General features: G+C 65.3%; 15 protein-coding genes. 11 read left to right on the plus strand and 4 right to left on the minus strand.

What is annotated here, in order from left to right; genetic code table 11:
• The first annotated feature begins 26 nt into the window (after nucleotides 1–26).
• The 7 genes from HWX53_RS04350 (at nucleotide 27) to HWX53_RS04380 (ending at nucleotide 7,092) form a co-directional block, all read left to right on the plus strand.
• A complete protein-coding gene (locus tag HWX53_RS04350; protein ID WP_175939601.1) occupies nucleotides 27–797 on the plus strand; it encodes an L-iditol 2-dehydrogenase in 771 nt (256 codons plus the stop codon).
• A 200-nt stretch (nucleotides 798–997) separates the two neighbouring features.
• Nucleotides 998–2,365, plus strand: a complete 1,368-nt coding sequence (locus HWX53_RS04355) for a sugar ABC transporter substrate-binding protein (protein ID WP_244139995.1) — start codon at nucleotides 998–1,000, stop codon at nucleotides 2,363–2,365.
• A gap of 75 nt (nucleotides 2,366–2,440) precedes the next feature.
• Nucleotides 2,441–3,376: a sugar ABC transporter permease gene (locus tag HWX53_RS04360; protein ID WP_175939602.1), complete on the plus strand. Its 936-nt coding sequence runs from the start codon at nucleotides 2,441–2,443 to the stop codon at nucleotides 3,374–3,376.
• Nucleotides 3,373–4,224 carry a carbohydrate ABC transporter permease gene (locus HWX53_RS04365; protein ID WP_175939603.1) on the plus strand — a complete coding sequence of 284 codons (852 nt, stop codon included), beginning with the start codon at nucleotides 3,373–3,375 and terminating at the stop codon, nucleotides 4,222–4,224. The genes HWX53_RS04360 and HWX53_RS04365 overlap by 4 nt, the downstream gene beginning before the upstream one ends.
• A gap of 40 nt (nucleotides 4,225–4,264) precedes the next feature.
• Nucleotides 4,265–4,933, plus strand: coding sequence for an HAD-IA family hydrolase (locus HWX53_RS04370; RefSeq protein ID WP_175940596.1), 669 nt, complete (start codon nucleotides 4,265–4,267; stop codon nucleotides 4,931–4,933).
• Nucleotides 4,934–4,995: 62 nt separating this feature from the next.
• Nucleotides 4,996–6,156 (plus strand): sn-glycerol-3-phosphate ABC transporter ATP-binding protein UgpC, encoded by a 1,161-nt coding sequence (ugpC, locus tag HWX53_RS04375; protein ID WP_175939604.1) that lies wholly within the window; start codon nucleotides 4,996–4,998, stop codon nucleotides 6,154–6,156.
• A 72-nt stretch (nucleotides 6,157–6,228) separates the two neighbouring features.
• The gene (locus tag HWX53_RS04380) at nucleotides 6,229–7,092 is read left to right on the plus strand and encodes an MOSC N-terminal beta barrel domain-containing protein (protein ID WP_175939605.1); all 864 of its coding nucleotides are present in this window, start codon (nucleotides 6,229–6,231) and stop codon (nucleotides 7,090–7,092) included.
• Between the two features lie 4 nt (nucleotides 7,093–7,096).
• On the opposite strand, the gene HWX53_RS04385 is transcribed toward HWX53_RS04380, so the two are convergent.
• From HWX53_RS04385 to dalD, 3 genes are all read right to left on the minus strand, one after another.
• Nucleotides 7,097–8,044: a sugar-binding transcriptional regulator gene (locus HWX53_RS04385; protein WP_175939606.1), complete on the minus strand. Its 948-nt coding sequence runs from the start codon at nucleotides 8,042–8,044 to the stop codon at nucleotides 7,097–7,099.
• Nucleotides 8,045–8,115: 71 nt separating this feature from the next.
• Nucleotides 8,116–9,597, minus strand: coding sequence for a xylulokinase (gene xylB / locus HWX53_RS04390; RefSeq protein WP_175939607.1), 1,482 nt, complete (start codon nucleotides 9,595–9,597; stop codon nucleotides 8,116–8,118).
• Between the two features lie 116 nt (nucleotides 9,598–9,713).
• Nucleotides 9,714–11,114 (minus strand): D-arabinitol 4-dehydrogenase, encoded by a 1,401-nt coding sequence (gene dalD, locus HWX53_RS04395; protein ID WP_175939608.1) that lies wholly within the window; start codon nucleotides 11,112–11,114, stop codon nucleotides 9,714–9,716.
• A gap of 331 nt (nucleotides 11,115–11,445) precedes the next feature.
• On the opposite strand from dalD, the gene HWX53_RS04400 reads away from it, so the two are divergent.
• Nucleotides 11,446–12,990 carry an FGGY-family carbohydrate kinase gene (locus HWX53_RS04400; protein ID WP_175939609.1) on the plus strand — a complete coding sequence of 515 codons (1,545 nt, stop codon included), beginning with the start codon at nucleotides 11,446–11,448 and terminating at the stop codon, nucleotides 12,988–12,990.
• A 15-nt stretch (nucleotides 12,991–13,005) separates the two neighbouring features.
• Here HWX53_RS04400 and HWX53_RS04405 read toward each other — a convergent pair whose 3' ends face one another.
• Nucleotides 13,006–13,833, minus strand: a complete 828-nt coding sequence (locus tag HWX53_RS04405; protein ID WP_175939610.1) for an EAL domain-containing protein — start codon at nucleotides 13,831–13,833, stop codon at nucleotides 13,006–13,008.
• Nucleotides 13,834–14,023: 190 nt separating this feature from the next.
• Here HWX53_RS04405 and hmgA point away from each other — a divergent pair, with 190 nt between their 5' ends.
• Genes hmgA through HWX53_RS04420 form a run of 3 tightly spaced genes read left to right on the plus strand, consistent with a single transcriptional unit; the run spans nucleotide 14,024 to nucleotide 17,998 of the window.
• The gene (hmgA, locus tag HWX53_RS04410) at nucleotides 14,024–15,361 is read left to right on the plus strand and encodes a homogentisate 1,2-dioxygenase (protein WP_175940597.1); all 1,338 of its coding nucleotides are present in this window, start codon (nucleotides 14,024–14,026) and stop codon (nucleotides 15,359–15,361) included.
• Nucleotides 15,358–16,650: a fumarylacetoacetase gene (gene fahA, locus HWX53_RS04415; RefSeq protein WP_175939611.1), complete on the plus strand. Its 1,293-nt coding sequence runs from the start codon at nucleotides 15,358–15,360 to the stop codon at nucleotides 16,648–16,650. The genes hmgA and fahA overlap by 4 nt, the downstream gene beginning before the upstream one ends.
• 10 nt (nucleotides 16,651–16,660) lie before the next feature.
• Complete coding sequence (locus HWX53_RS04420; RefSeq protein WP_175939612.1) at nucleotides 16,661–17,998, plus strand: MFS transporter; 1,338 nt, start codon at nucleotides 16,661–16,663, stop codon at nucleotides 17,996–17,998.
• The last annotated feature ends 268 nt before the right edge of the window (nucleotides 17,999–18,266 follow it).

The following is an 18,266-nucleotide window of genomic DNA, read 5'->3' on the forward strand; positions in this document are numbered from 1 at the left end:
GGTCGGGCAGAGAATCGGAGACATCGGTGAGACTGAAAGACAAGGTCGCGGTCATCACAGGCGCCGCGAGCGGAATCGGCGAGGCAGTCGCGCGGCGCTATCTCGACGAAGGCGCGAAGCTCGTCGTGGTCGACGTGAAAGACGCGCAAGGCATGGCGCAGCGTTATGACGCCGCCGGCCGCGTGCTCGCGCTCGAAGCCGACGTCACGCGCCGCGAAGACATCGAGCGCATCGTGGCGAGCGCCGTGGAGCGCTTCGGCGGCATCGACATTCTCTTCAACAACGCGGCGCTCTTCGACATGCGCCCGATCCTCGACGAATCGTGGGACGTCTACGACCGCCTCTTCGCGGTCAACGTCAAGGGCATGTTCTTTCTGATGCAGGCGGTCGCCCGGCGCATGGTCGAGCAGGGGCGCGGCGGCAAGATCATCAACATGTCGTCGCAGGCCGGACGGCGCGGCGAAGCGCTCGTCTCGCACTATTGCGCGACGAAAGCGGCCGTCATCAGCTATACGCAATCGGCGGCGCTCGCGCTCGCGAAATCGCGCATCAACGTGAACGGCATCGCGCCGGGCGTCGTCGATACGCCGATGTGGGAACAGGTCGATGCGCTCTTCGCCCGTTACGAAAACCGGCCGCTCGGCGAAAAGAAACGCATCGTCGGCGAGGAAGTGCCGCTCGGCCGCATGGGCGTGCCGGACGATCTGACGGGCGCGGCGCTCTTTCTCGCATCGGCGGATTCGGATTACATCACCGCGCAGACGATCAACGTCGATGGCGGCAACTGGATGAGTTGAGCGGGCGCGCGCGCCTTGCAGCATGAGGCGCACCGTCTATAGTGAAACGGCGTCGCGGTGAAGCATACGCGGGCACGCCTACGAAAACGAGCAACCACGCGGTTCCCAGCGCAGCAGAATCAGGCAGCGGCACAGACGGCACGTGCGCCATGCATGCACGATCCGCTGCACCGTGCAAACGAAAAAGGAGACGAACCAACATGAAACGCACCGAACGCACCCGACGCACCGTCCAGCCCCAGCCGCGCACGCGGCGTTCCATCGCGGCGGTTTCGGCCGCGCTCGCCGCCGCCGCGCTCGCGCCGCTCGCCGCGCACGCCGCGACGACCATCACCATCGCCACGCTCAACAATCCGGACATGATCGAGCTGAAAAAGCTCTCGCCGGCGTTCGAGAAGGCCAATCCCGACATTCAGCTCAAGTGGGTGATTCTCGAAGAGAACGTGCTGCGCCAGCGCGCGACCACGGACATCACGACCAATAGCGGCCAGTTCGACGTGCTGACCATCGGCACGTACGAAGCGCCGCAGTGGGGCAAGCGCGGCTGGCTGTCGCCGATGTCGAATCTGCCATCGAACTACGATCTCGACGATGTCGTGAAGACGGCCCGCGACGGTCTCTCGTACAACGGCCAGCTTTACGCGCTGCCGTTTTACGTCGAAAGCTCGATGACGTATTACCGCAAGGATTTGTTCCAGGCCGCGGGCCTCAAGATGCCGGATCAGCCGACTTACGACCAGATCAAGCAGTTCGCCGACAAGCTCACCGACAAGTCGAAAGGCCAGTACGGCATCTGTCTGCGCGGCAAGGCGGGCTGGGGCGAGAACATGGCGTACGTCTCGACGGTCGTGAACACGTTCGGCGGCCGCTGGTTCGACGAGCAGTGGAAGGCGCAGCTCGACACGCCGGAATGGCACAAGGCCGTGTCCTTCTACGCAGACCTGCTGAAGAACGACGGCCCGCCGGGAGCGAGCTCCAACGGCTTCAACGAAAACCTCACGCTGATGTCCTCGGGCAAGTGCGCGATGTGGATCGACGCGACGGTTGCCGCGGGCATGCTTTACAACAAGCAGCAGTCGCAGGTCGCCGACAAGATCGGCTTCGCGGCCGCGCCGACGCAAGTCACGCCGAAGGGCTCGCACTGGCTCTGGTCGTGGTCGCTCGCGATTCCGAAGACGTCGAAGCAGCAGGACGCCGCGAAGAAGTTCGCCGCATGGGCGACCTCGAAGGAATACATCGAGATGGTCGGCAAGGACGAAGGCTGGGCCTCGGTGCCGCCGGGCACGCGCAAGTCGACTTACGCGCGCCCCGAGTACAAGCAGGCCGCGCCGTTCGGCGACTTCGTGTTGCAGGCGATCGAGTCCGCGAATCCGAACGACGCGACGCTGAAAAAGGTGCCGTATAGCGGCATCCAGTTCGTCGGCATTCCGGAGTTCCAGTCGTTCGGCACGGTGGTCGGGCAGTCCATCGCGGGCGTCGTCGCCGGACAGACGAGCGTCGACAATGCGCTGAAGGCCGCCAACGCCACCGCCGATCGCGCGGTGAAACAGGCCGGCTACCAGAAGTAAGCAGCAAATAAGCAGCAAGCAAGCGGGCCGTTCACACAGATCGGCCCGCCGGCATCATCGAGAGGTGACACGATCATGCGCCAACTGAATCCCCCCATCGCCGATCACTTCGACGTGTCCGCCGCCGAGCGCGACAAGAAGCGCGCGAAGTCGGTCCGCTGGCTGATTACGCCGTCGTCCGGGCTGCTGTTCCTGTGGATGGCCATTCCGCTCGCGATGACCATCTGGTACTCGTTCTCGCGCTACAACCTGCTGAATCCCGATGTCAAAGGCTTCGCGGGGCTCGACAACTTCCAGTTCCTCGTCACCGATCCCGCGTTCGGGCCGTCCATCGCGCATACGCTGACGCTCATCGCGTCCGTGCTGGCGATCACGGTGATCGGCGGCGTGCTGCTCGCGGTGCTCTTCGACCGCAAGTTCATCGGGCAGGGCATTGCGCGGCTGCTTGTCATCGCGCCGTTCTTCGTGATGCCGACGGTCTCCGCGCTGATCTGGAAGAACATGATCCTGCATCCGGTGTACGGCCTCGTCGCCTCGCTGATGCGATCTCTCGGCATGCAGCCTATCGACTGGTTCGCCGAGTATCCGCTCTTCGCGGTGATTGTGATCGTCGCGTGGCAGTGGTTGCCGTTCGCGTTCCTCATTCTCTTCACCGCGATCCAGTCGCTCGATCAGGAGCAGAAGGAAGCCGCGCGCATCGACGGCGCGGGTCCGTTCGCGATGTTCTTCTTCATCACGCTGCCGCATCTGAAGCGCGCGATCGCGGTCGTCGTGATGATGGAAACCATCTTCCTGCTCTCGATTTTCGCGGAGATCTACACGACGACGGGCGGCGGCCCCGGCACCGCGACGACCAACCTGTCGTACCTGATCTACGCGCTCGGCCTGCAACAGTTCGATGTCGGCCTGGCATCGGCGGGCGGCATTCTCGCGGTGATTCTCGCCAATATCGTCGCGTTCTTCCTCGTGAGATTGCTCGCGAAGAACCTCAAAGGGGAGTACGAGTCATGAGCACGCATCCCGTTACCTCCACGACTTCGGTGCCCGTGCTGGATCATGTGAAGCGCATCGTGCCCGGCGTCCTCGCGTGGCTCGTCTCCATCCTGCTGTTCTTCCCGATCTTCTGGATGACGATCACCGCGTTCAAGACCGAGCAGCAGGCGTATTCGTCGTCGCTCATCTTTTCGCCGACGCTCGACAGCTTTCGCGAAGTCTTCGCGCGCAGCAACTACTTCGGCTTCGCGTGGAATTCGGTGCTGATCTCGCTCGGCGTGACGGTGGTCTGCCTGTTGCTGGCGGTGCCGTGCGCCTACGCAATGGCGTTCTTTCCCACGCGCAAGACGCAAAAGCTGCTCTTGTGGATGCTTTCCACGAAGATGATGCCGTCGGTCGGCGTGCTCGTGCCCATCTACCTCTTGTGGAAGAACTCGGGGCTGCTGGATACGGTAAGCGGTCTCATCATCGTCTACACGCTCATCAATCTGCCGATTGCCGTGTGGATGGCCTACACGTACTTCAACGAAGTGCCGAAGGACATTCTGGAAGCCGGTCGCATCGACGGCGCGACGACATGGCAGGAGATCGTCTATCTGCTGATGCCGATGGCGCTGCCGGGCCTCGCATCGACCGCGCTCTTGCTCGTGATCCTCTCGTGGAACGAGGCGTTCTGGAGCATCAACCTGTCGAGCTCGAATGCCGCGCCGCTCACCGTGTTCATCGCGTCGTATTCGAGTCCGGAAGGGCTCTTCTGGGCGAAGCTCTCGGCGGCTTCGCTGCTCGCGGTCGCGCCGATCCTGATCGTCGGCTGGCTCTCGCAGAAGCAGCTCGTGCGCGGTCTCACCTTCGGTGCGGTCAAGTGAGGGCGGGCTCGTGAACCTGACTCTTCCACACGACCGCCTGATGATCTGCGATTGCGACGGCGTCTTGATCGACAGCGAAGCCGTGGCGGCGCGCATGCTCGTCACCGAATTGCAGGCGCTGTGGCCGGGCGTCGATGTCGAGCCGGTCGTGCTGCCGCTGCTCGGCCTGCGCATCGAAGCCGTGCTCGCGAGCGCCGCCGACAGCGTCAACCGCACGTTGAGCCCGGAGCAGGTCGTCGCGATCCGGCGTTCGGTCGAGGCAGCGGCGGTGCAGGCGCCGCCCGTCGCGGGCATCGCCGAGGCGCTGGCCGCCGTGCCGCTCACGAAAGCCTGCGCGAGCAACAGCTTCTCGTCGTACGTGGATACCGCGCTGCAACGCACCGGCCTCGTGCGCTTCTTCGGCGAGCGGCGCTTCTGCGCGGACATGGTCGCCAATCCGAAGCCCGCGCCGGACGTCTATCTGGCGGCGGCGCGCGCAATGAACGTCGAGCCGTCGATGTGCCTCGTCGTCGAAGACAGCGTGACCGGCGTCACGGCGGCGCGGGCGGCGGGCATGCCGGTGCTCGGTTTCATCGGCGGCGGGCACGCGAGCGAAGGCCAGGTGGACACGCTCAGGCGCGCGGGCGCGGCCATCGTGTTCGACGACATGGCGCGCCTGCCCGCGCTCGTCGATCGCTGGCTGCAACACGCGTCGTTCGAAACGAATTAGCGCGCACGGCGACCGTGCGCCGCACATGACTCGGCGAAAGCAAGGCCGACAGGAGACACATCATGGCTAGCCTGACGTTACGCAACATCAATAAGCGTTATGAAGACACGGAGGTGATGCGCAGCGTCAACCTCGATATCGAAGACGGCGAGTTCGTCGTGTTCGTGGGGCCGTCGGGCTGCGGCAAGTCCACGCTCATGCGCATGATCGCGGGTCTCGAAGACATCAGCGGCGGCGACCTGATGATCGACGGCGCGCGCGTGAACGACCTGCCGCCCGCGAAGCGCGGCATCGCGATGGTGTTTCAGTCGTACGCGCTCTATCCGCACATGACGCTGTACGACAACATGGCCTTCGGCCTGAAGCTCGCGGGCGAGAAGAAGCCCGCCATCGACGCAGCCGTGAAGCAGGCCGCGAAGATTCTGCATATCGACCACTTGCTCGACCGCAAGCCGAAGCAGTTGTCGGGCGGTCAGCGCCAGCGCGTGGCGATCGGCCGCGCGATCACGCGCAAGCCGAAAGTCTTTCTCTTCGACGAACCGCTCTCGAATCTCGACGCCGCGCTGCGCGTGAAGATGCGCCTCGAATTCGCGCGCCTGCACGATGATCTCAAGACGACGATGATCTACGTGACGCACGATCAGGTCGAAGCCATGACGCTCGCGGACAAGATCGTCGTGCTGTCGGCGGGCAACGTCGAGCAGGTCGGCACGCCGAACACGCTGTATCACGCGCCGGCGAACAAGTTCGTCGCGGGTTTCATCGGTTCGCCGAAGATGAACTTCCTGTCCGGCACGGTCGCGCAGGTTCAGAGCGACGGCGTGCTCGTCAAGTACGAAACCGGCGAGACACAATTGGTCGGCGTGCTGCCGGGCAACGCGAAACCGGGCGATGCGGTGACTGTCGGCATTCGTCCGGAGCACTTGCAGCCGATGCCCGCCACGAGCGAGTACGGCGTGTCCGCAAGCACGATGACCGTCGAAACGCTCGGCGATGCCGCTTATCTCTATGCGGAAACCTCGGTGGCGCCCGATGGCCTCATCTCGCGGATTCCGCCGTTGGAGAAGCACGCGCGCGGCCAGAAGCTGAAGCTCGGCGCGGAACCGGACCACTGCCATATGTTCGACGCAGCAGGGCAGGCGTTCGCGCGCAACGCGGTGCAGGCGTATCTCGCGGAGCATCCCGAAGTGAAGATGCCGCGCGTGCAAAGCGCGTCGGCCTGACGCGGCGCGTAGTTTCTTCGCGTGTCGGCAGGCGATAATGCGGCTCCTTCCGCCACCGCACCGACACGCGCCATGCACGTTCTGAACGAGCTCTACGTTTATCCGATCAAGTCCTGCGCCGGCATCACGCTGCAACGCGCGATGCTGCGGGAAACCGGTCTCGAATACGACCGCAACTGGATGGTCACCGACGCGTCGGGCGGCATGCTGACGCAGCGCACGCATCCGCGCATGGCGCTGATCCGCACGGCGTTCGATGCCGGCAATCTCGTCATCGACGCGCCCGGCATGCCGACGCTGCGCACGCCGCTGGATGCTGCCGCGCTGTCGAATGCCGAACCGATGCGCGCCACCGTCTGGCGCGACACCGTCGATGCGCTGGACACCGGCGCGCAGACCGCGCAGTGGTTCAGCGAATTGCTCGGCATGCCGACGCGCCTCGCGCGCTTCGCATCGCAGGCGCGGCGCAACGTCGATCCAAAGTGGACTGCGCCGCTCACCACGCACACGCGCTTCGCCGATGGCTTTCCGCTGCTCGTCCTCGGCCAGGCATCGCTCGATGATCTCAACGCACGGCTCGCGCAGAAGGGCGCGCCCGCCATTGCCGCGAACCGTTTCCGCCCGAATCTCGTGATCGGCGGGCTGGATGCCTATGAGGAAGATTTCGTCGAAGACATGCTGATTCGCGCGGACGGCCGCGACGTGCAACTGCGGCTCGTGAAGCTCTGCACGCGCTGCCCGGTGCCGACCATCGATCAGTCGACCGGTGCGCCGCATCCGGATTGGCCGCACGAACCGCTCGACACCATGAGCACGTACCGCGCAAGCGCGCAGCACGACGGCAAGCTCACGTTCGGCAAGAACGCGATGGTGTTGGAAGGCGAAGGCGCGATGCTCGAAACCGGGCAGGCCGTTGACGCGCAGATCGCGTTCTAAAGGCTCAGGCGTCGAGCGCGGCTTTCGCGCACAGCTCGTCGGTCACGAGTCCCGACAGCCACTGGCCTTTGAGCGCCGCGATCAACGCTTCGCGCTTGCGCTCGCCGCCCGCGAAGCCGATGGTCGGCCGCTTCGGCGGCGCGTCGAGCTTCAGGCTGGTGACGCGCGCGCCGGTCTTCGACTGCACGCGCTTGCCGTTCACGTCGATCGGCAAGCCGAGCCATTCCGCGATCGCGCCGGCCTTCATCATCTCGTCCACTTCGGCGCGCGTGATGAAGCCGTCCTGATGCAGCGGGCAATTGACGCCCACATTGCCGATGCCGACGAACGCCACGTCGGCTTTCTGCGCGAGTTCATCGACAATACGGTACAGCCGGTGATTGACCCACTGCGCGCGCTCGGCTTCGTTGTCGGCCATGAGCGGCGCGGGCAGCATGAAGTGCTTGCCGCCGGTCTTTTCCGATAGCTGCTGCGCGACGTCGTAGCGATTCGATGATCCATCCTGTGCGATCGCGCCGACCATCGACACGAAACGATGCTGCGGGCGGTCGATCTGTCCGATCTGCTCGACGACCGCCTTCAGCGTGCGCCCGCTGCCGATGGACACGACGATCGGCTTCTCATCGACCAGATAGCGCTCCATCACCTGCGCGCCCGCGACGGCGAGCTTGCGGTCGACTTGCTCTTTCGAGTCGCCGTCGATGGGCACGACTTCGCACATCGCGAGGCCGTAGCGATCGCACAATTGCTGCGCGAGGGACAGACAATCCGCGATGCGGTGATCCACCCGCACGCGGATCAGATTCTTCTCCACCGCGAACGCGACGAGCCGCTGCGCCACGGGACGCGAGATCTGAAGCTTTTCTGCGATCTCGTTCTGCGTGTTGCCGGCGACGTAGTAGAGCCACGCCGCGCGGGTCGCCAGGTCGAGTTTTTCGGTTGATTTAGGCACTGAGGTCTTTTCTTTTCCTTCGCGAATTCGCTGGTTCGTCAGTGCGCGGCGTGGCGGTCGCTCTACGCCAGCTATGCCAGCCGTGGACGCGCCGGATCGAACAGCGGCCGCACGTGCTGATACAGCTCCCGGAAGCTCTTCAGCCGCTGTCGCAAGGCCTGATGCCGTTCGCCGTTCGGCGTGAACTCCTGCTTTACCGCAGGTTTCGCGAGCACGACCGACGGATCGCCGCCCGCCGCCAGCCAGCCGAGGCGCGCCGCGCCCAGCGCCGCGCCGGTTTCGCCGCCGCCGTGCGTGCGCGTCGGGGTATCGAAGGCATCGGCGAACATTTGGCCCCAGTATGCGCTTCTCGCGCCGCCGCCGAGCATCGACAATGCGCGCGTCTGCGTGCCCGCCGATTGCAGCGCATCCAGCCCGTCCGTGAGCGCGAGCGTCACGCCTTCGAGCACCGAATAGCCGAGCAGCGCGCGGTCGGTGGCGTGCGTCATGCCGAAGAACACGCCTTGCGCGTACGGGTCGTTGTGCGGTGTGCGCTCGCCGCTCAGATACGGCAGAAAGAGCGGGGCGGTTGCCAGCGCGTCGGAGGGCAGCGCCTCGACTTCGGCGAGCAGCGTGGGCTCGTCGGTGGACGTGAGCTTGCAGACCCAGCGCAGGCAACTCGCCGCCGACAGCACGACGCTCATCTGATGCCAGCGGTCGGGAATCGCGTGGCAGAACGCGTGCACGGCGGACGCCGGATTCGGGCGGAAGCGGTCGCCGACCACGCACAGCACGCCGGACGTGCCGAGCGACAGGAAGCCATCGCCCGGTTCCGTCGCGCCGATGCCGACCGCGCTCGCCGCGTTGTCGCCGCCGCCCGCCGCCACGACGACGTCATCGCGCAAGCCGAGTTCGGCCGCGAGTTCGGGCCGCAGCGTGCCCGACGGCTCGCTGCCTTCCGCGAGCGACGGCATCTGCTGACGCGACATGCCGCACGCGGCGAGCAGTTCGTCGGACCAGTCGCGGCGCGCGACATCAAGCCAGAGCGTGCCGGCGGCATCCGAAGGATCGGACACCTTCGTGCCCGTCAGATGCATGCGCAGATAGTCCTTCGGCAACAGCACGCACGCCGTCTGATGGAAGATGGCGGGTTCGTTGTGCGCGACCCACAGCAGCTTGGGCGCGGTGAAGCCGGGCATCGCGAGATTGCCGGCGATTTCATGCAGGTTCGGCGCGCGCTCGTACAACTCGGCGCATTCCTTGTCGCTGCGCATGTCGTTCCAGAGAATCGCGGGACGCAGCACGCGATCGCTGGAATCGAGCAGCACCGCGCCGTGCATCTGACCGGACAGGCCGATGCCGCGAACCTGCGCGAACTCCGACGGAAACTTCTCGCGCAACTGGAAAAGCGCGGCGCGCGTGCCTTCCCACCAGTCGAGCGGATTCTGTTCCGACCAGCGCGGCTTCGGACGCGAGACGGTGAACGGCGTGCCCGCCGTGCCGATGACGCTGCCGTCGCTCGCGAGCAGCAGCACTTTCACTTCGGAGGTGCCGAGGTCGATGCCTAAGTACATGAACGAGCCCTTGGTCGTTGCCGGAGCGCATGTCCGGCGAAAACGTGGAATTTACCGCCCGGCGCGGCTGCGCGCCATGAGCACAATACCGGAGCTTCAGGTGCTTGCGGATGAACTTATGGACGGTTCGCGAGCCACGCATCGACGCGCGCGATGGCCGCGCGCATTACGCGTTCGAGGCTCTCGCTCTGCGCCATGCTGCCCCAAAGCAGCTTGTCGCCGGTGAACGCCTTGACGGGATCAGCCGCCGTGAAGAAGCCGTGTGCGACGGCCGGGTCCATCACGCCGTCCTGATACGTGTACGGCAGCTTGCCTTGGTGCCAGCGTTCGAGGAAGCGGAAAAAGAGCGCGGGCAGCATGGCCGTCGCGTTCGGATCGATGCCGCGCGCGAAGCATTCCGAGAGCGTCGGCGCGATGAAGCCCGGCAGCTTCGAGAAGCCGTCGGCCGCGACGCGCTGGTTCGTGTCCTTGATATACGGATTGCTGAAGCGGTCGAGCACCACGTCGCGATACTTCGCGAGGTCGATCGGGCTCGGCGTGAGGCACGGGATCACGTCTTCGGTGACATAGGCTTCGGCGAGCGCGCGAATCTCCATGTCCTGTGTGCCTTCGTGGATGTATTGCAGGCCGACGAGCGTGCCCGCCCACGCGATGCAGCTATGGCTCGCGTTCAGAATGCGGATCTTCGCCTCTTCATACGGATGCACCGACTGCACCATCTCCGCGCCGACCTTCTCCCACGCGGGACGTCCCGCGCAGAAGTTGTCTTCGATGACCCATTGGATGAACTTCTCGCCCATCACGGGCGCGCGATCGTCGAAGCCGGTGGCCGCCTTCACGCGCTCGGCGACATCGGGCGTGGGGCGCGGCGTGATGCGATCGACCATCGCGTTCGGACACGACGTGTTCGCGATCATCCAGTCGCGCAGCGCCGTCTGTCCGCGCCGTTGCAGGAATTCGAGCATGCCGGCCTTGAAGCGGTCGCCGTTGCTGCGCAGGTTGTCGCAGTTCTGCAGGGAGACTTTGCCCGCATTGTTCTGCATGCGCGCTTCGAGAATCGCCGCGAGCGCGCCGTAGATGGTCGTTTTCGCGCCGTTGAGGTCGGCGGCGAGGTCGGGGTTGGCGGTGTCGAGCTTGTCGTGCTCGTCGAGGTAATAGCCGCCTTCGGTTACGGTGAACGAGACGATCTTGCACGCGGGCGCCGCGCCGGTCGCGATCAGTTCGCCGAGATCAGCCGACCACGGCACGACCTTTTTGATGGAGCGCACGACTTCGTACTCGCGCTTGCCCTGCGGCGTGACCGTCTCCAGCGTGTATTCGCCGTGTTGCGCGGCGAGCGCGTCGAGCACGGCGTTCATGTCGCCGCGAATGTTGCCGACGGCGAGCGACCATTGCGCATCGCCCGATTCGATCAGCTTGTGCAGATACCACGCCTGATGCGCGCGATGAAACGACCCCGCGCCGATATGCAGGATCACGTTCGCGCTCGCCGTGCCTTCGCTGGATACGCTGCTCATGTCTTGTCTTCCTCTGATTGGCTGATGCGCCCGTTCTGCGCGGACGGTTCGTGAGCATTTGCTCGATGGGTGGTCGAATGATCGTATTCGGCCGGTTGAAAGTCAAGGCGCGCGGCGGGCGCGTCGTCGCTGCGGTGCGGCGCGAATCGCCGCGCCAGGCCTTGCACGCGAGCTTCGCGGGGCGCGTTGCAATGCAGCATCGAACGCGGGCACACGGATTGGGACATACCCGGATAGTCAACGCGGCTCGCATTGACGGAAGGTGCATGCGGCTTTGACGAAACCAACGGCAGCGGCAGCGGCAAGCACAACCATAACGCGAGACACGGACATGGACTATGTGATCGGCATCGACATCGGCACGCAGAGCACGAAGGCGCTCGTCGTGGATACGGAAGGCGCGATCGTCGCGCAGCATTCGAGCGCCTATCATCCGGATACGCCCAAGCCGCTCTGGGCCGAGCAATGGCCGTCCGTCTGGTTCGATGCGGTGACCGAGTGCATCGCCGGATGCGTCGAGAAGACGAAGGCGCAGGGCATCGACGCGCGGCAGATCAAGGCGCTGTGCGTGAGCAGTCTGTACGGCGGCTCGGGCATTCCGGTGGATGAGCACATGGAGGCGCTTCATCCGTGCCTCATCTGGATGGATCGCCGCGCCACCGCCGAAGTGAAGTGGGTGCGCGAGCATGTGGACGTGCCGCGCCTCGAAGCGATCACCGGCAACGGCGTGGACAGCTACTACGGCTTCACGAAGATGCTGTGGCTGCGCGAGCACAAGCCCGATGTCTGGCAGAAGACGCGCTATCTGTTGCCGCCCAATGCGTTCGTCATTCAGCGGCTCACGGGCGAGCTCGCCGTCGACCACAGTTCGGCGGGCAATATCGGCGGCGTGTACGACGTCAACGCGCGCGCGTGGTCGCATGAAGCACTGGAGATGCTCGGCATTCCTGTTTCGATGATGCCCGAGCGTCTCGTCGAATCGTCGGAGGTGGTCGGCGGCCTGTTGCCGCAATGGGCCGAGAAGCTCGGGCTCGCCGCGAACACGCCGGTCGTCGCGGGCGGCGTCGATGCGGCCGTCGCCACGTTCGCCGCGGGCGTCACGCAAGCGGGCCATCACGTCGCGATGATCGGCACGAGCATGTGCTGGGGCTACGTCAACCAGAGCGTCGATGCGCGGCACGGCCTCGTTTCCATGCCGCACGTCTACAACGGCAAGCGCGATCTCTATGTGTTCGGCGGCGCGAGCACGGCGGGCGCGTGCGTCGCGTGGTATCGCGACCAGTTCTGTCAGGCGGAAATCGAAGCCGCGAAAGCGACGCCGCACGGCGACCCGCATCGGCTGCTGGAGGAAGCGGCAGCGAACGTGGCGGCGGGCGCGGACGGCGTCGTGTTCCTGCCGTACCTGATGGGCGAGCGCAGTCCCGTGTGGGACGCGCACGCGAGCGGCACGTTCGTCGGCCTGAATCTCTTCCATACGCGCGCCACGCTGTATCGCGCGGTGCTGGAAGGCGTCGCGTTCGCGCTCAGGCACAACATGGAAGCGGGGCGGCGCGGCGCGCAATCGCTGGATGACCGGCTGATCGTCGTCGGCGGCGCGGCGCATTCGGATCTATGGATGCAGATCATCGCGGACGTGACGGGCTTTCCGGTCTTGTCGATCGAACAGGAAGTGGAAGCCGCGATGGGCGCGGCGCTGCTCGCGGCGCTCGGCGCGGGACTGATTTCGCGCGAAACGGCGGAGGGCGGCTGGGTCACGCTCGTCGAGCGCGCGACGCCCGATGCCGCGCGACAGCGCGTGTACGACGCGCGGTTCGGCGTGTACCTCGACCTTTATCCGGCGCTCAAGGACGCGATGCATCGGCTGCGCGACGCCTGACGCCGGCCTTCACGTTCACGGCTCGCGCATCTGCGTCGGATGCGCGTCGAACACCGGTCCCTGCACGAAGTGGACATCGAACTGTTGAAGCGCGTCGAACTGCGCTTCATCGGACACGTTCGAGAAGATGAGCGGAATCTTCAGCCGGTGCGCATACGCGACGAGATGCTTCACGACCGAATCGCGCAGCGCGGCCCCCGCATCCATCTTAATGAAATCGAGCCGCGCCATCTCCGATACCGCCATGATCTGCCCGGCATTGGGCAGATTGCCCGCCACCTTGAATCCGTAGCGCTGATAGCTCTTCGTCAGATAGCCGAGAAACGTCTTGTGCGCGACCGCCGCCGCCGGCAGCTCGATCACGACGCGCGCCGGATTCATTCCGAACTTGCGCAGCACGGACGAGAAGACCAGCCCGTGGTCGTACTTCACGCTCTTCAAAAGCCGCTCGTGCACGCGCAGGAACAGCAAGCCGGGCCGCTGCGGGCCGAAGAAATTGAACGCATGCAGCGCGCGCGATAGCCGGTCCAGCGTGACGAGCTCGTTGTCGTCTTCGAGGTGCGCGAACGGATCGCGCGGCATGTCGCCCTGAATCAACGTCAGCGCCTGCAAGCCGAGTTCGTCGCCGAAGCGTTGCGCGCTTTCCGCCGACGCGGACAGCGTTTGCGGAAAGCTGTGCGTGCCGACATCGAAGATCGGTTCGTACGCGCTCGCCACCGTCAGTTCGCCGTAGCGCGCGATGGCCTGCCGCGCCTGTCCGTCGCCGGCCAGCACGATATGCGGGCCGAGAAACGGATGTTCGGCGGCGCGGGCGACGAGTTCCGGCAGGGACGGGGAGATCATGGATGTGGGTTCGGGTGCGGGCCGACCGGACGCTTGTGATTATTCGGATGGTATCAGCGCGCGCGATGGCCGCTTGCACCGAACTGACATATTGATATGCCGCCCGGTCGCATCGAATCAGGGTATACGAGCTATTTCACTAAACGTAATTCGTTTAACATTCGTAAAACCTTGTCGAGGAGACCCGATGATGCCCCCGTTCGACACGCATACCCACGCGAGCCGGCACTATCAGTCCGGCTTCGTGAACGACTTCGCCACCGAGGCGCTGCCCGGCGCGCTGCCTATGGGCCGTAACTCGCCGCAGCGCGCGGCGTACGGCCTCTACGCCGAGCAGTTGTCGGGCACCGCGTTCACCGCGCCGCGCGCGCACAACCGGCGCTCGTGGCTGTATCGCATCCGCCCGGCGGCGGTTCACAAGCCGTTCACGCGGGTGACGGGGGATGCGTTGCGGGCGCGGCTCGTCGCCAATTTCGCCGATGTTCCGCCGACGCCGCCCAATCAATTGCGCTGGGACCCGCTGCCGATGCCCGACGCGCCGACGGATTTCATCGACGGCTGGGTGACGATGGCCGGCAACGGCGCGGCCGAGTCGATGAGCGGCTGCGCGATCCATCTGTACGCGGCCAACCGCCCGATGCGCGACCGCTTCTTCTACAACGCGGACGGCGAGTTGCTGATCGTGCCGCAGCAGGGACGGCTTTCGATTGCGACGGAACTCGGCCGCCTCGATATCGCGCCGTTCGAGATCGCGGTGATTCCGCGCGGCGTGCGCTTTGCCGTGACGCTGCCCGACGGCGAGGCGCGCGGCTACATCTGCGAGAACTTCGGCGCGTTGCTGCAACTGCCGGATCTCGGGCCGATCGGCTCCAACGGTCTTGCGAATCCGCGCGACTTTCTCACGCCGCACGCCGCCTACGAGGACCGCGAGGGCGACTTCGAACTCGTCGCGAAGCTGAACGGCGTGCTGTGGCGCGCGGACATCGGCCATTCGCCGCTGGATGTGGTCGCGTGGCACGGCAACTACGCGCCGTACAAGTACGATCTGCGGCACTTCAACACCATCGGCTCGATCAGCTTCGATCATCCCGATCCGTCCATCTTTCTCGTGCTGCAATCGCCGAGCGACACGCCGGGCGTCGATTCCATCGACTTCGTGATTTTTCCGGTGCGCTGGCTCGCCGCCGAGGACACGTTCCGGCCGCCGTGGTTTCACCGCAATGTCGCGAGCGAATTCATGGGCCTCGTGCACGGCGTGTACGACGCGAAGGCGGAAGGCTTCGTGCCCGGCGGCGCGAGCCTGCACAACTGCATGTCGGGTCACGGGCCGGACGCGGATACGTTCGAGAAGGCATCCGCGAGCGATACGTCGAAGCCCGCGAAAGTCGGCGACACGATGGCCTTCATGTTCGAAACGCGCACGCTCATCAAGCCCACGCAGTTCGCGCTCGAAACCGCGCAGTTGCAGGCGCATTACTACGAGTGCTGGCAGGGCCTTACGAAACATTTCAACCCGGAGCAACGATGAACGATGCGCTAAAGGCGACGCTCGCCCCGACGCTTAGAAGCTGGATCGAATCCGCAAACGATCCCAGGAGCGACTTTCCGATTCAGAACCTGCCGTTCGGCGTCTTCAGCGACGCGGTGAACGAGCGGCCGCGCGCGGGCGTGGCGATCGGCGACTGGATCGTGGACCTGGCGGCGCTGGAAGACGCGCGGCTGATCGACGCTGACGGCACATTCAGCGAGCCGCGCCTGAACGCGTTCATCGCGCTGGGACGCGAGTCGTGGCGCGCGGTGCGTGTCGCGCTCTCCGTCTTGCTCGCACACGATACGCCGACGCTGCGCGACGATGCCGCGCTGCGCCGCCGCGCGCTCGTGCCGCGCGAGACCGCGACGATGCATCTGCCGGTCGAGATTCCCGGCTATGCGGACTTCTATTCGTCGAAGGAGCACGCGACGAACGTCGGCTCCATGTTCCGCGATCCGAAGAACGCGCTCCTGCCGAACTGGTCCGAAATGCCGATCGCCTATAACGGACGCGCGTCGTCGGTCGTGGTGAGCGGCACGCCGGTGCGCCGGCCCAACGGCCAGTTGAAGCTGCCGGACGAGCCGCGCCCGATTTTCGGCGCATGCCGCAAGCTGGATATCGAACTGGAGACGGGCTTTATCGTCGGGCAAGGCAATGCGCTCGGCGAACCGATCCCCTGCGAAGAAGCCGAGGCGCATATCTTCGGCATGGTTCTGCTCAACGACTGGAGCGCGCGCGACATCCAGCAATGGGAATACGTGCCGCTCGGCCCGTTCAACTCGAAGACGTTCGCGACGACCATCTCGCCGTGGATCGTCACGCTGGATGCGCTCGAATCGTTCCGCACCGCGACGCCCGCGCAGGAGCCAGAGCCGCTCGCGTATCTGCGCCATGCGGGCGATCACGCTTTCGATATCGAGTTGTCCGTGGATTTGCGGCCCGAAGGCGCGGCCACCGCGACGACCATCTCGCGCACCAACTTCAGGCTGATGTACTGGTCGATGGCGCAGCAGTTGGCGCATCACACGGTGTCAGGCTGCAACACGCGCGTGGGCGACCTCTTGGGCTCCGGCACGATCAGCGGGCCGACGCCCGACTCGTGCGGCAGCCTTTTGGAAGCGACATGGAATGGCCAGCGACCCGTGCGACTGGAAGAAGGCGGCGAGCGCGCGTTCCTTCAGGACGGCGATGAGATCACGCTACGCGGCTGGTGTCAGGGCGACGGTTATCGCGTGGGCTTCGGCGACTGCGTGGGGCGCATCCTCCCGGCGCGTTCCTTGACGTGAGGCATAGAACATGACAAAGACGACAATCGACGTCGAGCGCGCGCTCGGCGATGCGCACCGGCCCGCGTTTCACTTCATGCTGCTCGCGCTGTGCGGGCTGTGCCTCGTGATCGACGGCTTCGACGCGCAGGCGATGGGCTACGTCGCGCCGGCCGTCATCGCCGAATGGGGCGTGCCGAAGTCCGCGCTCGGGCCGGTGTTCAGCGCGAGCCTCTTCGGCATGCTGCTCGGCGCGCTCGGCCTGTCCGTGCTGGCCGACCGCATCGGGCGCAGGCCGGTGCTGATCGGCGCGACGCTGTTCTTCGGACTCACGATGATCGCGACCGCCTTCACGCACAGCCTGCCGGTGCTGACCGCGCTGCGCTTCGTGACCGGCCTCGGCCTCGGCTGCATCATGCCGAACGCGATGGCGCTGGTCGGCGAATTCTCCAGTACGCAGCACCGCGTCAAGCGCATGATGCTGGTCTCCTGCGGCTTCACGCTCGGCGCGGCGCTCGGCGGTTTCCTGAGCGCGGCGCTGATTCCGTCGCTCGGCTGGCGCTCGGTCTTCTGGGTCGGCGGCGCGGTGCCGATCGTGCTCGCGCTCGCCATGTTCGTCGGGCTGCCCGAATCGCTGCAGTTTCTCGTGCTGAAGGGGCATGAAGCCCGGGCGCGCGCGTGGCTCGCGAAGTTCGATCCGTCGCTGCGCATCGATTCCACGACGCGCCTTACCGTGCGAGAAAAGGGCGGCGAAGGCGCGCCGGTGGCCGAGCTCTTCCGCGCGGGGCGCACGCCCGTCACGCTGATCTTGTGGGCGATCAGCTTTATGAACCTGATCGACCTGTACTTCCTGTCGAACTGGCTGCCGACCGTCATGCGCGATGCGGGGTATTCGCCCGGCATGGCGGTGCTCGTCGGCACGCTGTTGCAGACGGGCGGCGTGCTCGGGACCTTGCTGCTCGGCTGGTTCATCGAGCGCTTCGGCTTCGTGCGCGTGCTGCTCGGGTGCTTCGGTGTCGGCGCGGTTTGCGTTGGGGTGATCGGCGGCGTCGCGCACCTCCAAATGTGGCTCTTCCTGGCCGTGTTCGCCGCGGGCTTTTGCATCGTCGGCGGCCAGCCTGCCGTCAACGCGCTCGCCGGCCATTACTATCCGACGACGCTGCGTTCCACCGGCATCGGCTGGAGTCTGGGCATCGGGCGTGTGGGATCGGTGATCGGGCCGCTCGTCGGCGGGCAGATGATCGCGCTCGGATGGAGCAACGTCGAACTGTTTCACGCGGCGGCCGTGCCGGTGTTCTGTTCGGCGCTGCTGGTGGTGGCGCTGGCGGCGGTGCGCAGAGAAAAGCGTGGAGTGGTGACGACAGCCTGACCCGAAGCGCTATTCCATCAATCGAAAAAGACAGCCCAGAGATACGCCGATTCGTGCTTGAAAACGCACGGTCGGTAGCCAACAATAAAGCCATCTTGACAGCCGGGCGCCAGACCCGGCTGCGTCATATCAATGCCATGCCGTGATTCAACGCGAGACATGCGCAAGCAAGAGCGCATGAACGCGATGCATTGAGTCGCCAATTCAACATCGGTCTTTCCGGAAAGTGAATATCGAACGCGATCTTCGGCGTTCGTTTAGTAGTACG

It is taken from the genome of Caballeronia sp. BCC1704, from assembly GCF_902833455.1.
In the GTDB taxonomy this organism is placed as follows: domain Bacteria; phylum Pseudomonadota; class Gammaproteobacteria; order Burkholderiales; family Burkholderiaceae; genus Caballeronia.

Excerpts from the sequence above, each read along its gene's own strand:
- HWX53_RS04355 (WP_244139995.1), top strand. The coding sequence starts at position 998 with ATGAAACGCACCGAACGCACCCGACGCACCGTCCAGCCCCAGCCGCGC.
- HWX53_RS04360 (WP_175939602.1), top strand. The coding sequence starts at position 2,441 with ATGCGCCAACTGAATCCCCCCATCGCCGATCACTTCGACGTGTCCGCC.
- HWX53_RS04365 (WP_175939603.1), top strand. The coding sequence starts at position 3,373 with ATGAGCACGCATCCCGTTACCTCCACGACTTCGGTGCCCGTGCTGGAT.
- HWX53_RS04370 (WP_175940596.1), top strand. The coding sequence starts at position 4,265 with ATGATCTGCGATTGCGACGGCGTCTTGATCGACAGCGAAGCCGTGGCG.
- ugpC (WP_175939604.1), top strand. The coding sequence starts at position 4,996 with ATGGCTAGCCTGACGTTACGCAACATCAATAAGCGTTATGAAGACACG.
- HWX53_RS04380 (WP_175939605.1), top strand. The coding sequence starts at position 6,229 with ATGCACGTTCTGAACGAGCTCTACGTTTATCCGATCAAGTCCTGCGCC.
- xylB (WP_175939607.1), bottom strand. The coding sequence starts at position 9,597 with ATGTACTTAGGCATCGACCTCGGCACCTCCGAAGTGAAAGTGCTGCTG.
- dalD (WP_175939608.1), bottom strand. The coding sequence starts at position 11,114 with ATGAGCAGCGTATCCAGCGAAGGCACGGCGAGCGCGAACGTGATCCTG.
- HWX53_RS04400 (WP_175939609.1), top strand. The coding sequence starts at position 11,446 with ATGGACTATGTGATCGGCATCGACATCGGCACGCAGAGCACGAAGGCG.
- HWX53_RS04405 (WP_175939610.1), bottom strand. The coding sequence starts at position 13,833 with ATGATCTCCCCGTCCCTGCCGGAACTCGTCGCCCGCGCCGCCGAACAT.
- hmgA (WP_175940597.1), top strand. The coding sequence starts at position 14,024 with ATGCCCCCGTTCGACACGCATACCCACGCGAGCCGGCACTATCAGTCC.
- fahA (WP_175939611.1), top strand. The coding sequence starts at position 15,358 with ATGAACGATGCGCTAAAGGCGACGCTCGCCCCGACGCTTAGAAGCTGG.
- HWX53_RS04420 (WP_175939612.1), top strand. The coding sequence starts at position 16,661 with ATGACAAAGACGACAATCGACGTCGAGCGCGCGCTCGGCGATGCGCAC.